Raw genomic sequence first — 15,114 nt, forward strand, 5'->3', positions numbered from 1 at the left:
ATCAGTCGCTATGCGTGAGATGACGTTGCCAGGCAAGGAACAGCATGTTGACGAGCGTGGCGAACACGAAGAGCATCAGCGCGAGCGCCATGATGGTGCTGGTTTCGTTGCGGTTCATCGCGATCATCAGCATTCTTCCGATGCCGCTCTGCGATGCGAACATTTCGCCGATCAGCGTGCCGAGCAGCGTCAGCGAAAACCCGATGCGCAATCCCGACACCACTTCAGGAACGCATGCCGGAAAAAGCACATGGCGCGCGAAATCGCCTGGACTCATGCGGTACGTCTTCGCCGCGCGCGCGTAGATCGGCGGCATGTTGCGCACCGCGTTCATCGTGAAGAGCGTGATCGGCACGATGCCGTGCATCACGCCGAAGACGATCTTGGCCCACAGCCCGAGACCGCATGCAAGCAGCACGACCGGATAGAGCGTGACCTTCGGGATCGAATAGAAGCCCATCATCAGCGGCTCCATGACGTCGCCAGCCATGCGGCGCGCGCCGAGCAGCAGGCCGAGGCAGACGCCCGCGATCGCCGATATCGCGAACGCCGAGGCGAACGCGAGCGAGGTCACGTACAGGCTCGCAGGAAAATCAGCATCACTGACGATATGCATCGCGCGCTGCACGGTATGCGCGGGCGTGGTCAGCACATCCGGGCCGAGCGCTTCGCTCAGAATCTGCCACAGCGCGACGAGCACGACGATCAGCACGAGCGCATCGGTCCAGCGCTGCGCGTGTCGCGTTCTCGTGCCGTGCGTGATGACGACGCTACTCATGCCGCCTCCCTTCTGATGCGCCGGTACAGGCGCTTTTCAGCCTGGCGCAGCAAGCCGTTGATCGTCGTGACGAAGACCAGCATCAGGAGCATGAGGCCGTACATCGTCGGATTGTCGAATGCGTTGTAGGCGAATGCGATCTGATAGCCGAAGCCGGAGCCCGACAATACGAACTCGCCCGCGACGACCGCGATGAACGCGTACACCACCGTCAGCTTGATTCCGGTGAACACGAACGGCAGGCTCGAAGGAAACGTGATCAGACGAATTTCATCGAGCGTGCTCAGGCGGCATACGCGCGCGGTGCGCAAGAGCACACGCGGCACGCGCTCCAGCCCGTTGAGCGTGTTCACCGCCATCGCCACGACGGCGAACAGAAAGCCGATGCCGACGAGCGGCCAGCGATTCAGCCCGAAGATCACGATGAGAATCGGATACAGCACGAACACCGGCACCGCGTAATACGAGAGCAGCAAGGGATCGAGCACCCGGCGCAGACGCGGCAAACGGAAGAGCAGCACGCCGCCGAAGAAACCGACGACCACGGCCAGCGCCACGGCCGCCAGCGCGCTGCCGAGCGTCTGCACGATATCGATAGTGTATTGCCCTGACGTGATGATGTCCCACGCACTGACCGCCATGCGCGAAGGCGGAATGAACGAGACGGGATTGATCCACGCGAGACGCGTCGCGATTTCCAGCAGCGCGATGAACGTGACGACGAGCACGACGCGCCAGCGCGCGGCCTCGTTCACGGCTTGCTCCCGAGCGCTTTCAATGCTTCGTCGCGCAACAGGCCCCACACTTGCGCGGTGAGTTCGCCGAAGCGCGGATCGAGTGCGATCTTGCTGTCGCGCAGGCGCGTCCAGCCTGTTTCGATGGTCGCGATGAAGCGGCCCGGACACGCCGACATCACGCCGATGCGATCCGACAGCAGCACCGCTTCATCGATCGAATGCGTGATGAGCATGACGGTCGCGCCCGTATCGCGCCACAGCTTCAGCATTTCGTCGCCCATCAAGAGACGCGTTTGCTGATCGAGCGCGCCGAACGGTTCGTCGAGCAGCATCAGGCGCGGACGCACGCACATCGCGCGCGCGATGCAGACGCGCTGACGCATGCCGCCCGACAACTGCGCCGGATACGCGCGCGCGAACGACTTCAGGCCCATGAACGACAACGCATGATCGACACGCTCGCGCACTTCGTTCTCCGCCACGCCCGCGCGGCGCGCGGCAAACGCTGCGTTGTCGAATACGTTGAGCCATGGAAAGCTCGCGTCTTCCTGAAACACGACCGCGACGCCGTCGGGCACTTCACGCCCCACGGGATTGTCTTCGAACTCGACCGTGCCGCCGCTCGCGGCATTCAGGCCGGCGAGCACATCGAGCAAGGTCGATTTGCCGCAACCCGATGGCCCGACGACCGAAAAGAACTCGCCCGCGCGCAATTCGAGGCTCACGGGACCGAGCGCGTGAAACGGCGGCTTGCCCGCAGCGCCGGGATAGATGCGCGTGACATCGGTGAGACGCGCCTGAACGCGCCCGGCGTCCTGTGAAGCGGGATCGCGCGATACGACCGATATCTTCGTGCGACGTGACAACACGCTCATCGCAGCCTCACTTCTTCGTTTGCAGATCGGCGGGGAGCAGCGATTCGTCGACGATCTTCGACCAGTCGAACGGGCCTTCGGGAATCGCCTTCACGAGAATCAGGCCCTTGAGCACTTCGTCCATGCTCTTGCGGTCGAAGCTGCCTTCGCTCCAGTACTTCGGGTCGGAGTCCAGCACGTTGTTGAGCGCGGAGGCCGCTACCGCCGGGTCCATCTTGTACTGCTTCGCGAGAATCTGCCCGGCCTCGTCGCGATGCGCGGTCATGTACTGCACGGCCTTGCGTCGCGCCTTGATGATCCCTTTGATCACCTCGGGATGCGCCTTCAGATAATCGGTTCGCACGATGCCGACCGTTTGCGTTTCATTGGGCACGATATCCGTCGATCTGAACGCGATGCGCAGCTGATCCTTCTTCGCGCTATACGACGGTTCCGTCATATAGGCGACATCGACCGCGCCTTGCTGCAGCGAAGTCAGCATGCCGCTCGAACTGCCGACGGGCTTGCGCTGCACTTGCCCCGTCAATCCAGCACGATCGAGCGCGATGGTGACGACCGTATCGGTCGTCGACTTCGGGCTGCTATAGCCGATGGTCTTGCCTTTCATCTGCTGGATGTTGGTGATCGTGCCGTTCTTCTGCTCGACCCAGACGAGATCGGCGAGGCTCTGGACGCCGCCATGCACGATGGTCAGATCGACGCCCTGCTTCACCGCCGAGATCGCCGCAGGCAGCGCGACTTCGCCATAGGGAATCTCGGACGCCATCGCATTGCGCACGGTGGTGCCGCCGCCTTCGGATGTGATAAAGCCGGTCACGTCGACGCCTTCTTCCTTGAAGAAGCCCTTTTCCATCGCGACCGCGAACGGCACGCCGTACATGCCGTCGCCCCAGTGCGTGACGGTGAGCGGCGCGGCGCGCGCGCCGATACTGCACGTCAGCGCAGCCGCGAGAGACATGAGACAGGCACCGCGCGCGAATCGCGCGATCTTTCCAGGCGCAAACATGTAGGCGTCTCCATCCATGATCGGCGGTCTCGCAACGTGCTCGGGGCCATGCGGCCGCACTGTGGTTTTCGGACCTGCTCTGGAGGTAGCAATCTGCATGAGCGCTGCGCATTCGTGGCAGCGCTCGCACGGCTGTATCGCTTAACCGTGCAAGTTAATGTATGCATTAAATTCGCAAAAGTCCAGATTCACGAAGGGCGTAGATACCCTCGTCGAAACTGGCGCGAGTATTGAATCAGGCTTGCTGAATGCCGTATTGCTGCAGCACGCTGGTCTGGTCGCGCCAGCCGCGTTCGCGGTGAGCGCGATAGAGCTCGCTCGCCTTCGCTGCATCGCCGCAACGCATCGCATCGATGATGTCGTAGTGTTCCTGTATCGACTTCGACGGCTGTGGGTGCGCCTTGACCATCTGCGTGAAGCGCCGCACGCGATGCACCTGGTCGCGGCAGTTCATGACGATGCCATGAAGCCGCGCATTGCCGCTCAACGCGACGAGCGTCTCGTGAAAGACCTCGTCCGCTTCGGCCCATGCGAGCATGTCGCCGCGTTCGAGCGCGGCGGTCATCGCATTGCATGCGTCGACGAGCGGCGCGAGATCCGCGCTCTTTCGTGCCGCGACAAGCGCCGCCGCCGTCGATTCGAGGCTGATCAGCACTTGATAGATGTGTTTGATATCGGAGATCGACGTGGGCACGATACGGATGCCGTGACGCGGCACGATCTGCACGAGCCCCTCGCCTTGCAGACGCAGCGCGGCTTCGCGGATCGGCGTGCGGCTGAAGCCGAGCATCAGCCCGAGTTCCTGTTCGAGCAGATACGAACCCGGCGTCAATTCGCTCTCGATGATCCGGCGACGCAGCTCGCGATACGCGAGCTCGGTCGTGTTGCGTCTCGCTGGCGATATGGCGGCCATGCTTGAAGTCTCCAAAGAAGACCGGCTGTGCGCCGATGGTAGCACCACATCAAACGTTCGCAAGATGCGCGACGAGCTTCCTGCACGCCTCCGGCAACGCATCGAGCGAGCGCACGCCGATGAGCAGTTCGCGCGCGGCCCAGGCATCGCTCAATGCGACGATGGCGAGCGCGTGTTGTCTCGCCACCGCCTCGGGCATCACGCCGAGGCCCAATCCCGCTTCGATCATCAAACATTGCGCGTCGTAACTCGACACCTGAATGCGTACGCGCACCGGGCGTCCGAGTTCATTCGCAACGCGCGTGAGGCGCTGACTGATCGCGGTATCGGCGGGCAAGGCGACGAACTCTTCATCGAGCGAATCGGCGAAAGCAATCGAGCGCGCTTGCGCCAAAGCATGTCCGGGCGGTGTCACGAGCACGAGGTTGTCCGTGCGATACGGCATGGCGTGGATCGCATAACCGTGCGGGACTGACGTGAAGACGCCGATATCCGCCGCATTGTCCGCAACCGCGCGCACGACCTGCGCGCTCGGTTTTTCATCGAGCTGGATGCGGACGTTCGGATGGCGCGCCGCGAACGACTGGATATCGCGCGGCAGAAACTGCACGATCGACGATATGTTCGCGGCAATGCGCACGATGCCGCTCGTGCCGCTCGCGAAGTCGCGCATCTGCACGGCGATATCGTCGAATTGATGCAATGCACGATGCGCGAGCGCCGCGAGCCGCTCGCCCGCTTCGGTCGGCTCGACGCCCTTGTTCGTGCGCCGCAACAGCGGCACGCCGAACATCGCTTCCACTTCGCTGATGCGCCTGCTGACGGCCGCCGCCGCGATGTGTTCGCGCTGCGCGGCCGCGGCGATCGTGCCCGCATCGATGACGGCGAGGAAGAGTCTCAGCGAAAGCGGATCGATCGGCGGCATGGGCTGATTTGCTCGGAGGACACGTCGGCAGTGTACTTAAAGAACGCTTGCCATCGTCTGTGGCGATGCCGGCATGACGAAGCATTGCTTTGCAGTGTCGGCCGCGTGATCGAAAATGCCCTGAATCAGGCACGATTCGAAGGAACCATCATGCAGGAAGCAATCAATGCGACCGCAAGCGGCACGCGAATCCGCGTGTTCTGGCAACCGGGCTGTTCATCGTGCTTGCGCACGAAAGAATTTCTCACGCGCCAGGGCATAGCGTTCGAATCCATCGACGTGCACAACGATCCCGAAGGTCGCGCGGCGCTCGCGGCGCTCGGCGCACGCAGCGTGCCCGTGGTCGCGCTCGGGACGAAGTACACGCTATGCCAGTCGATCAACGACGTGATCCGCTTTCTCGATCTCAAGACCACGCCGACGCCGCCTCTGCCGCCTGAGGAACTCGTCAGGAAACTCGCGCAAGTTCTCGAAGCGAATGCGCGCTATGCGCGGCAATTCGGCGCCGAGTATTTCCGCAAGCCCTTTCGGAACCGCAACCGGACGCCGGCCGGCTTGACGTTCCATGTGTTTCGCGTCGCTGAAATGGGCGTGCAGGCCGCGCATCAGATCGAATTGCGCTTCGAAGGTTTCGACGACGTGCCGCCGCAGGAATGGCAAGCGCAAGACATCGCGCGCTGGGGCGAAAGCGTACGCGCACAGCTGCTCGACTGGTGGGAACACGAGTCCGACCGCTCGCTCGCCTATGACGTGCCGACCTACTATGGCCGACGCTCGATGCACGAAGTGCTCGAACGCACCGCATGGCACAGCGCCCAACACACGCGGCAAGTGATGCTGATGCTGGAAAGCGACGGCGTGACGGTCGATCGTCCATTGACGGCGGACGAGCTCGGAGGTTTGCCGCTGCCGGAAGAAGTCTGGGATAAGTGATCTTCACGCTCGCGATCGCACGGTACGCGCCGCCCTTCACGGGGCGGCTTTTTTATCGGCCGCTAACGTATACGTTGAGCGATACGGCAATTTTCTTTTCATATAATGATGGCATTCCGTCTGCCGGCCCGATGATCCATAGCCCGGCAGACATTTCGTCCGTGCATCGACGGCAATGTTTTCGGAATGCCCCATGGCTCCAGCCCGAACCGCCGAAGCGATCAGCAAAGCGCGCGAAAAATCGACCGACACGGTCTATCAGGCGCTGCGAGAGAGAATTCTCAGCAACGACCTGCGGCCCGGCACGCAGATGCTCGAACAGGAACTGGTGGAAATGTTCGGCGTGAGCCGCACGCCCGTGCGCGAGGCGCTCATTCGTCTGCAAAACGAGCATCTCGTGCAGATCATTCCACGGCACGGCATGCGCGTGCGCAATGTTTCGATGGCCGATATCGAGGAAGTCTTTCAGGTGCAAACGAGCCTCGAAGCGACGGCTGCCGCGGCCATCGCCGCGCGAAAACCTGGCGCGCGCGAACTCAAAGCGCTGGAAAAAACGTGCACCGAAATGGATCGCGCCTTCGCGAAGCAGGATCGCGACGCGTGGTCCGCCGCGCGTGAAGCCTTCTATATGCGCCTCATCGAACTGAGCGATAACCCGCGTCTCACGCAGATCGTCGGTGAATGCTCGGATCAGGTGCGACGCGTGCGCGAGCTGACGCTGCGGCTCATCGATCTCGACGAATCGCAAGCGCAGGCCTTGCGCGCAATCGTCGAAGCGTTGCGGCAAGGCGATGCGTCATCGGCGCAATCGCTTTGCCGCGACGATCGTGCGCGCAATCTTCAGACGCAAATCGAAGCGTTGCGACGCTTCAGAGTGCTCGACGTCTGATCGCGCGTGCCGATGACGTTCGCTTGTTCTGATTCGCACGCGCTCGCGATCAGCACTTCCCGGTCCGTGTGACGGCACACGACATTGCGTACATGATTCACGCCGAGGCTATGGAAGCCGCGCTTGTTCGCGCCGAGCACGACGAGATCCGCATCGAGGCGATCTGCTTCATCGGCGATCACGCGCCCGATGCTGCGGCCATCTACTGGTAACGTGCGTGTGATCCACTCGGCTTCGATGCCGGCGCGCCGAAGCCGCTTCTCGCTGCTGCGGCGAATCACGAGCGCAAGCTGATTGACGAGCGACTGCGTGTCGCACAGGCTGTCCCACTGCCAACCGGCCCACCACGGCGCGGAATCGATCACGTGCAACACGGTGAGGTGCGCGTGACTTTCGCGCGCGCGGGCAATGGCGGTCGACAAGGCGGCTTCGCTGAAGCTCGGTCCCACGGCGACAAGAATATTCTGGTACATGGCACAACCCTCCGATCATTTGGACGGCGCCTTTCGCGGGCGCCCGTTGTTCTGCATGTCGTCATGATCGGCGCGCACAATTAGCAGAAAGTGAGCGTGCGCTGCGGGAAGCGTTACGATGCGATAAATCAAACTGATGGCATCAAAAGCGCCTTTTCCCATATGGACCATCGCGAATTGCTCAACCTCGCGTATCTGCGCGCCTTTCGTCTCGTCGCGCAAACCGGCAGCGCCACGCGCGCCGCCGCTGCGCTATTCCGCGCGCAATCGGCAGTCACGCGCTCGCTGCAGGAACTCGAAGCCGCCGTCGGCGAAACCCTGCTGGAGCGCCGCCCGTCGGGCATGCTGCCGACGCCCGCGGGTCGCGTCGTGCTGCTGCGATGCGAACGCATCTTCGGAGAGCTGGAGGAACTGGCGCAATGGTGCGCGACGCGGCAATCGCGCCGCCGCACCGCGACGGGGGGCACGCTCCCCGCCTTTCTTCTGAACACGCGGCGGCTGCAATTGTTCTCCGCACTCGCGCGCCATCGCCATATGCCGAGCGCGGCGCAAACGCTCGGGTTGAGCCAGCCGGCCGTGAGCAGCGCGATCCGCATCATGGAAACGGGCGCGGGCATGCAACTGTTCTACCGCAGCCCGCGCGGACTGCTGCTCACAAGCGAAGGCGAAACCTTCGTGCTGCATGTGCGCCGCGCGCTCAACGAACTGCGCCACATCCCCGACGATCTCGCGGCCTTGCGCGGCACGATTCAAGGTTATGTCACGGTCGGCGCGCTGCCGCTCGGCAGAACGCTGATCCTGCCGGGCGCGATCGCACGCGTGGCCGCGCAGTATCCGGGCGTTCGCATCGTGACCGACGAGAGTTCTTACGAAACGCTGGTCGCCGGCCTGAGATCAGGCGACATCGACTTCGTGCTCGGCGCGCTGCGTCAGAACGATGCGTCGAGTGGACTCGTCAACGAGCGGCTCATGTCGGAGGACATCGTCGTGATCGCGCGGCGTGGACATCCGCTTGCGGGCGTGAACGGACTCACGCTCAAGGATCTGATTGCCGCGCAATGGATTCTGCCGCGCAGTCAGGCGCCCGCGCGTGGCATGTTCGAGGCGCAATTCAAGCGCTGGAAATTGAAGCCGCCGATGCCGAGCGTCGAAACAGCGGACCTCGCCGTCATTCGCGGCCTGTTGATGCACACGGACATGCTCGCCGCCGTGTCCGCGCAACAACTGCACTACGAATGCGAATCGGGCCAGCTCGTCGTGATGGACATTCCGTTGCAGAACACGCGACGCGAGATCGGGCTCACGATGCGCGCGGGCGGCACGCCATCGCCGGCGGCGCGCGTGTTGATCGATGCAATACGATTGACTGTCGATCAGCTCGGGCATGAAATGCGGCGCGAAGCGGCTGCCATCGCCAAAGCCGCCATCTGAGTTGTTTATCGCGGCTGGGCATTTGTGTTCGTTCACACGTGTGCTGTATGGTAGTCGGCGCGATTCCCGGCAACGTCTAAGGAGATGCGATGAACGAGCAGCAATGGACCGCGATGGACGAGTACCTGTGCGACCGAACGCAAACACCCGACGAAGCGCTCGAAGCGGCTTTGAAAGTCAGCACGCAAGCGGGACTTCCGGCGATCAACGTCGCGCCGAATCAGGGCAAGCTGCTGCAGATGCTCGCGCGTATGAGCGGCGCGCGGCGGATTCTCGAACTCGGCACGCTCGGCGGCTATAGCACCATCTGGCTAGCGCGCGCCCTGCCCGCCGACGGCACATTGCTCACGCTCGAAGCCCTCGAGCATCATGCGGACGTCGCGCGCGGGAATATCGAACGTGCGGGTCTGTCAGGCGTGGTGTCCGTGATCGTCGGCGATGCGGTCGATACGCTCGAAGCGTTTGTGCGCGACGGCATTCCGCCTTTCGATTTCATCTTTCTCGATGCCGACAAACAAAGCTATCCGGCGTATCTGCGTCTCGTGCTGCGTCTGAGCCGGCCGGGCACGGTGATCGTCGCGGACAATGTCATTCGCCAGGGCCGCGTCGCGGATGCGAAGAGCAGCGACCCGGACGTAATCGGTGTGCGCCGGTTCTTCGACATGCTGGCGGCGGATGCCAGTGTGTCCTCCACCGCGATACAAACGGTCGGCACCAAGGGATGGGACGGATTCTCGGTTTCGATCGTATCCTGATCGCGTCGGCTTCGAAAATAATCGAGCGACTGCGGGAATAAAACGCTCGTCCGGTATGTTAGCGCATCGAGAGCCCATAAAAATCGATGCACCAACATGGAAGACCCGTTCGATCTACGAGACATTCGAGCCTTAGCGGACGGCCGCCATCGCTGGCGCGTGCGCCTTGTGTGGCGCCGCGTACTCATCGCCGCGAGCCTGGCCTCCGCCGCCGCCGGTTGGTGCGCGGCGACGCACGTTTCCGCCGACATGCTCGATGCCGCCGCAGTCATGGCCTTGATGGAAGCATCGAAGCATGACGGCGCGGACGTGCGGCCGCTCGTCTCGCACGACCCGCACTTCATCGAACTGACGCCTGTCGGACTCGAATTGATCGCAACGCGGACGCGACCTGCGGGCAAGTTCACGCATATCGACGAACTCGATTACCGCAACGCGGACGGCAATGCGGTCATCCTGCTGATCGCCGCCGCGCCGTTCGCGAGCGACGAGCCGCACTGGAGCGCACAACGCGTGGGCGATATCCGGCTGCTTTCGTGGATTGCCGGCGGCAAGCGTTACGTGCTCGGCGGACGCGCGGACACGCACGGACTCATGCGCGCCGCCGACGCGCTGACGCTCGCGCGCCAGCAAGACAACGGATAACGCGATGGCCATCCGTGACGAACTGATCGAACATGTTCCGCGGCTGCGCCGCTATGCGCGCGCGCTTCTGAACAACCGCGACCTCGCCGACGATCTGGTGCAGGACACGATCGAACGCGCCTTGTCGCGCACGACGATGTTCGAGGCGGGCACCGATCTGCGCGCGTGGCTTTTCACCCTCATGCATAACGTATTCGTGAATCAGATACGCAAGGCGTCGTCGCGTGCGGTGCATGTGTCCGTCGACGATGACGATATCGGCGAGCGCGAGTTCGCCGCGCCGGGCAATCAGATGCGCTCGCTCGAAGTGCGCGATCTCGACTATGCATTGCAGCGCCTGCCCGCCGAACAGCGAGAAGTCGTGCTCCTCGTCGGGCTTGAAGAGATGACCTATGCGGAAGTGGCGATCGCACTCGATATTCCCATCGGCACCGTGATGTCGCGGCTATCGCGCGGTCGCGAACGTCTGCGCACGTTGATGGCGGGCACGCAGCCCAGTGCCAGATTGAAGGTGGTGCGATGAACGAGCCAAAGACTCCGATCAGCGAAGACGATCTTCACGCTTACGTCGATGGCGCGCTTTCGCCCGAGCGCCGCGAACAGGTCGGGCGCGCCATCGAACTCAACCCCGCGCTGGCCGCGCGCGTGAGCGACTACTTCTCGCTCAATAACATGTTCCATGAACGCTACGACCGCGTGCTCAACGAACCTATGCCTGCACGCCTGCGCACGCTGAAGAAGCGGCGCTGGTTCAGCGCGGCGAACTGGCCGCATATCGCGGGCATGGCGGCGTCGCTCGTGCTGGGCATCGGCATTGGCGTTGGCGTCGGCATGGGGCGGGATGCGGTGTCGCTACCAGGAATGATTGCATCGAATACACATGGCGTGAGTGCCGAAAGCATGGAAGGCATGGCGCGTCAGGCCGCGCTTGCGCATGTCGTGTACATGCCCGCGGTCGATCGTCCCGATGATATCGGCAAGGATCGCGATCAGGACTTCGTGCAGTATCTGTCGAACAGACTCGGCACCGATGTGCATCCGCCGCTGCTCACGAAGAGCGGCTTCGAACTCATGGGCGGCCGTCTTCTTCCCGGCGAAAACGGCCCGACTGCACAGTTCATGTATCGCGATGCCAAAGGCGAGCGCGTGACGCTTTGCATCTCGCATCGCAAGACGAGCACGAACACGACTGCGTTCAAGCTGTATCGGGACGGGCCCGTGAACGTGTTCCACTGGATCGATGGCGATTTCGGTTACGCGGTATCGGGCGGCATCGATCGCAAGGTGATGCTCGAACTCGCACACGATGTCTACGCGCAACTGACGCCATCGACGCCGGGTTGAACGCGCTTATTCGGAAGACATTTCCCGTCTGCTCACGCGAAGCCATCTCCCGCGCACGGCGGGCACGCCCGTTTGCGCCCGCACGCGTGGCAGACTTCTGCATTCGACATGCATGCCGCGGTCAGGCGCCGCCGCCACAAAGCTGTCGATTTCCTCGCGCACGTCCGGGTCCATGTAGTCCGCCCGCGATGCATCGACGATCACGGTCGCGCCATCGGGAATCGTGCGCAGATGGTGCTTGAGCGTCACCTTGCCGAGAAACGATACGTCCTTGCGGAACGACAGCAGGTAGTGATCATCGTGTTGCGCGATCGTGATCGAGCGTTTGACATTCGCGCTGATCGCAAGGAGCAGGCTGCACGCGATGCCGAGCAGAATGCCCATCAGCAGGTCCGTCAGCAACACGCCTGCGATCGTCACGACGAAGGGCGCAAAGCGCTCCATGCCCTGCTTCGCCACTGCCGCGAACAACGAAGGCTTGGCGAGCTTGAGGCCCGTGAAGATCAGGATCGCAGCAAGACAGGCGAGCGGAATCAGGTTGATCACGCTCGTCAGCGCGAAGACGCTCGCGAGCAGCAGCACGCCATGCACGACCGACGACCAGCGGCTCTGCGCGCCCGCATTCACGTTCGCCGAACTGCGCACGATCACCGATGTGATCGGCAGCCCGCCGATCGCACCCGCCATCATGTTGCCGATGCCTTGCGCCTTGAGTTCGCGATCCGGATGCGCCGCGCGCTTCTTCGGATCGAGTTGCTCGACGGCTTCGAGGCTCAGCAGCGTTTCGAGACTCGCGACGATGGCGAGCGTGAAGGCAAGCCGCCATACATCGGGGTTCACGAACTGCGAGAAGTTCGGCAATGCGAGGGCATTCGTCAGCGCCGCAAACGTTTCAATCGACGGCAACGCAACGCGATGTTGCGCCGGCGGAGCAAACCCCGGCGCGAGGGAATCGAGCAGCAACGTGATGCCGATGCCGAACGCAACCACCGCGAGCGGCGCGGGCACGGCGCGCACGAGAGCGAAGCGGCGCATCACACGCGTTTCCCAGGCTGCCAGCATCGCGAGCGAAATCACGGCGACCATGCACGCGGCCATCGATATCGGACCGAACGGCGTGTCGAACATGCCGGGACCGCTCGCGACCGGCGCGCCCTCGTTGGCAAAACCCGCGGCGAGCGGAATCTGCTTGATGACGAGCAAGAGGCCGATGGCGGCGAGCATGCCTTTAATGACGGACGAAGGCACATATGCCGCGAAGCGCCCCGCCTTCAGCACGCCGAAGCCGAACTGGATCGCGCCCGACAACAGCACTGCGAGCAGAAAAGCGGAAAAGCTGCCGAGGCCCGCGATGCCATCGACGACGATCACGATGAGACCCGCGGCCGGACCGCTCACGCTCAATTGCGAGCCGCTCAGCAACGCGACGACAAGACCGCCGATGATGCCGGACAAAAGCCCGGCGAACGGCTCGACGCCGGATGCATTGGCAATGCCGAGACACAACGGCATTGCAACGAGAAACACGACCGTGCCCGCGAAAAGGTCACGCGGAAAAGTGGCTAATCGGTTAATTGAGCTCATGATTTTTTCGAACGAGTGGGGGCCTGCGAAGATCGCAAAAGCGATATCGCATCGAGAAACGATCGATGGGATGCGGCCGGTCTAAGCGGCCTGAAGCGATGCGACCTGCATGCGCTTGTCGTCTTGCGTGATGCCCTCTGCCTCGTAGCCGCAGGCGAGCACATTGATCAGGCCGTCGTGAAGCCCGAAGATCCAGCCGTGAACGAGGGGCGGCACTTCGCGATCGCGCACGACAGAGTGTTGTTGCAAGAGACGCACTTGCTCCAGCACGTTCAATTCGGCGAGGCGATTCGCTCGCGCATCGAGTTCGGTGTGTGCATCGAGTTCATCGCGATGCCGCTCGCCTAAGGCGCACAACGGCGCGATACGTCGATTCACGTGCGGCAAGTCGCTCGATTGCGGCAGCAGCGAGGCGCGCACACCGCCGCATCCGTAATGCCCGCAAATGATCACGTGATCGACTTTCAGCACGCGCACCCCGTATTCGAGCACGCTCATCGTGTTGTCATCGGACGGTGAGAACAGGTTCGCAATGTTGCGATGAACGAAGAGGTCGCCGGGATTGGCGTTCGTTACGGTTTCAGCCGGCACGCGGCTATCCGCGCAGCCGATCCACAGCACCTTCGGGCTTTGGCCTTGCGCCAGTCGCGGAAAAAACTGTTCATCGGCGTGGGCAGTCTCGCGTGCCCAGGCAAGGTTTTCCAATAACATCCGTTTCGGTCGATTCATGCATTGCTCTCCAAAGGATCGTAAAGGGGCCGCATCTGCATTGCAGTGGAGCGAGTTTCTTACGAATCACTTTCGCATAGAAAGTTCAGTGACGTCCAGCTAAAAAATCAGAACAATCGAATATGAACGTAGAGCGAAATTCAGCACCTTTTTGGAAACATGCACAATGTTGAAACATGCATGTGATTGCCGCGTTTTTTTTCTGACGAGAAAATGACGCAGACCGTCTGTTAATCTCTATCCCTCTCATGCTCGGCACTTTCATCTCCATGCACGATCCAGTAACAAGCGTCGACACGACGCGTTTCGTCGAATTGAAGATCGGCGCATATCCCTTGCGCATCGAATATCGATGGTTGAATGCGGACCGCGCCGATGCGCCCATTGCGTTGTTCCTGCATGAAGGGCTGGGTTCGATCGCGCTATGGAAAGGCTGGCCGCAAATGCTATGCGATCGCCTGAATTGCCGAGGCCTCGTTTATTCGAGGCCCGGATACGGACGCTCGACGGCGCGCCGGCCTGAAGAGAAATGGCCCGTCGAGTTTCTGCATGTGCAGGCGCATGACGTGCTGCCCGCGTTGCTCGATGCGCTGGAAATCAACGCGGAAGAACGCGCACGCATGTGGCTCATCGGGCATAGCGATGGCGGCACGATCGCGCTGCTTTATGCAAGTGCCTTCCCTGACGCGCTCGCGGGTCTCGCCATCATGGCGCCGCATCTGTTCGTGGAACCGATGACGGTCGAAGGCATCGAAAAAGCCCGCAACACATATGAAACGACATCGTTCAGAGAGAAGCTGCGGGCCTATCACGACGACGTGGATTCGGCCTTTTACGGATGGAACGACGCGTGGTTGAATCCCGCGTTCCTGCATTGGGATATCACGGAAGAGATAGCGTCGATCAGGCGGCCATTGCTCGCCATTCAAGGTTATGACGACGAGTACGCATCGATGCTGCAACTCGACAGCATCGAGGCGGCCGTCGATCACACACAACTCGTCAAGCTCGAGCAATGCCGGCATTCACCGCATCGCGATGCAGCCGATGCGGTGAACGAAGCGATCAGCGCTTTCGTGCAAGCGCATCGCGTCTGA

17 protein-coding genes are annotated in these 15,114 nt (G+C 62.2%); 8 read left to right on the forward strand and 9 right to left on the reverse strand.

The genetic code is table 11. The annotated features are described in order from the left end of the window. Position 1 precedes the first annotated feature (1 nt). The 6 genes from BTHE68_RS29460 to BTHE68_RS29485 all read right to left on the reverse strand — a co-directional run bounded on the left by BTHE68_RS29460 (position 2) and on the right by BTHE68_RS29485 (position 5,234). Positions 2 to 778 carry an ABC transporter permease gene (locus tag BTHE68_RS29460; protein WP_162069847.1) on the reverse strand — a complete coding sequence of 259 codons (777 nt, stop codon included), beginning with the start codon at positions 776 to 778 and terminating at the stop codon, positions 2 to 4. Further along, a complete protein-coding gene (locus BTHE68_RS29465; RefSeq protein ID WP_162069848.1) occupies positions 775 to 1,533 on the reverse strand; it encodes an ABC transporter permease in 759 nt (252 codons plus the stop codon). Before BTHE68_RS29465 ends, BTHE68_RS29460 begins: the two co-directional genes overlap by 4 nt. After that, a complete protein-coding gene (locus BTHE68_RS29470) occupies positions 1,530 to 2,390 on the reverse strand; it encodes an ABC transporter ATP-binding protein (RefSeq protein WP_162069849.1) in 861 nt (286 codons plus the stop codon). Before BTHE68_RS29470 ends, BTHE68_RS29465 begins: the two co-directional genes overlap by 4 nt. Positions 2,391 to 2,397: 7 nt before the next feature. Continuing rightward, positions 2,398 to 3,348 (reverse strand): ABC transporter substrate-binding protein, encoded by a 951-nt coding sequence (locus BTHE68_RS29475; RefSeq protein ID WP_162069850.1) that lies wholly within the window; start codon positions 3,346 to 3,348, stop codon positions 2,398 to 2,400. 283 nt (positions 3,349 to 3,631) lie between these two features. Next, complete coding sequence (locus BTHE68_RS29480; protein WP_225936496.1) at positions 3,632 to 4,309, reverse strand: GntR family transcriptional regulator; 678 nt, start codon at positions 4,307 to 4,309, stop codon at positions 3,632 to 3,634. Positions 4,310 to 4,358: 49 nt separating this feature from the next. Beyond that, complete coding sequence (locus BTHE68_RS29485) at positions 4,359 to 5,234, reverse strand: LysR family transcriptional regulator (protein ID WP_162069851.1); 876 nt, start codon at positions 5,232 to 5,234, stop codon at positions 4,359 to 4,361. 150 nt (positions 5,235 to 5,384) lie between these two features. Between BTHE68_RS29485 and BTHE68_RS29490 the strand changes: the two genes are divergently transcribed. Further along, entirely contained in the window at positions 5,385 to 6,167 is a 783-nt protein-coding gene (locus tag BTHE68_RS29490) for a glutaredoxin domain-containing protein (RefSeq protein WP_174258130.1), read from the forward strand. A gap of 193 nt (positions 6,168 to 6,360) precedes the next feature. Beyond that, the gene (locus BTHE68_RS29495) at positions 6,361 to 7,056 is read left to right on the forward strand and encodes a GntR family transcriptional regulator (protein ID WP_232078258.1); all 696 of its coding nucleotides are present in this window, start codon (positions 6,361 to 6,363) and stop codon (positions 7,054 to 7,056) included. Here the strand turns inward: BTHE68_RS29495 and BTHE68_RS29500 are convergent. Further along, complete coding sequence (locus BTHE68_RS29500) at positions 7,008 to 7,529, reverse strand: universal stress protein (RefSeq protein ID WP_162069852.1); 522 nt, start codon at positions 7,527 to 7,529, stop codon at positions 7,008 to 7,010. The genes BTHE68_RS29495 and BTHE68_RS29500 overlap by 49 nt on opposite strands. Positions 7,530 to 7,691: 162 nt before the next feature. Here BTHE68_RS29500 and BTHE68_RS29505 point away from each other — a divergent pair, with 162 nt between their 5' ends. The 5 genes from BTHE68_RS29505 to BTHE68_RS29525 all read left to right on the forward strand — a co-directional run bounded on the left by BTHE68_RS29505 (position 7,692) and on the right by BTHE68_RS29525 (position 11,704). Beyond that, entirely contained in the window at positions 7,692 to 8,960 is a 1,269-nt protein-coding gene (locus BTHE68_RS29505) for a LysR family transcriptional regulator (RefSeq protein WP_162069853.1), read from the forward strand. A gap of 89 nt (positions 8,961 to 9,049) precedes the next feature. Continuing rightward, on the forward strand, positions 9,050 to 9,715 hold the full coding sequence (locus BTHE68_RS29510; RefSeq protein ID WP_162069854.1) for an O-methyltransferase: 666 nt from the start codon (positions 9,050 to 9,052) through the stop codon (positions 9,713 to 9,715). Between the two features lie 96 nt (positions 9,716 to 9,811). Continuing rightward, positions 9,812 to 10,360, forward strand: a complete 549-nt coding sequence (locus BTHE68_RS29515) for an anti-sigma factor (RefSeq protein ID WP_232078261.1) — start codon at positions 9,812 to 9,814, stop codon at positions 10,358 to 10,360. Positions 10,361 to 10,364: 4 nt separating this feature from the next. Next, positions 10,365 to 10,883 carry an RNA polymerase sigma factor gene (locus BTHE68_RS29520; protein ID WP_162069855.1) on the forward strand — a complete coding sequence of 173 codons (519 nt, stop codon included), beginning with the start codon at positions 10,365 to 10,367 and terminating at the stop codon, positions 10,881 to 10,883. Further along, on the forward strand, positions 10,880 to 11,704 hold the full coding sequence (locus tag BTHE68_RS29525) for an anti-sigma factor family protein (protein ID WP_162069856.1): 825 nt from the start codon (positions 10,880 to 10,882) through the stop codon (positions 11,702 to 11,704). The genes BTHE68_RS29520 and BTHE68_RS29525 overlap by 4 nt, the downstream gene beginning before the upstream one ends. A gap of 6 nt (positions 11,705 to 11,710) precedes the next feature. On the opposite strand, the gene BTHE68_RS29530 is transcribed toward BTHE68_RS29525, so the two are convergent. Together BTHE68_RS29530 and BTHE68_RS29535 are read right to left on the reverse strand one after the other, a co-directional pair. After that, positions 11,711 to 13,288: a SulP family inorganic anion transporter gene (locus tag BTHE68_RS29530; RefSeq protein ID WP_162069857.1), complete on the reverse strand. Its 1,578-nt coding sequence runs from the start codon at positions 13,286 to 13,288 to the stop codon at positions 11,711 to 11,713. An 81-nt stretch (positions 13,289 to 13,369) separates the two neighbouring features. Beyond that, positions 13,370 to 14,017: a carbonic anhydrase gene (locus BTHE68_RS29535; RefSeq protein ID WP_162069858.1), complete on the reverse strand. Its 648-nt coding sequence runs from the start codon at positions 14,015 to 14,017 to the stop codon at positions 13,370 to 13,372. A 269-nt stretch (positions 14,018 to 14,286) separates the two neighbouring features. Here BTHE68_RS29535 and BTHE68_RS29540 point away from each other — a divergent pair, with 269 nt between their 5' ends. Further along, positions 14,287 to 15,114, forward strand: a complete 828-nt coding sequence (locus BTHE68_RS29540; protein ID WP_162069859.1) for an alpha/beta fold hydrolase — start codon at positions 14,287 to 14,289, stop codon at positions 15,112 to 15,114.

Origin of the sequence: Burkholderia sp. THE68, assembly GCF_009938265.1 — a bacterium.
In the GTDB taxonomy this organism is placed as follows: domain Bacteria; phylum Pseudomonadota; class Gammaproteobacteria; order Burkholderiales; family Burkholderiaceae; genus Caballeronia.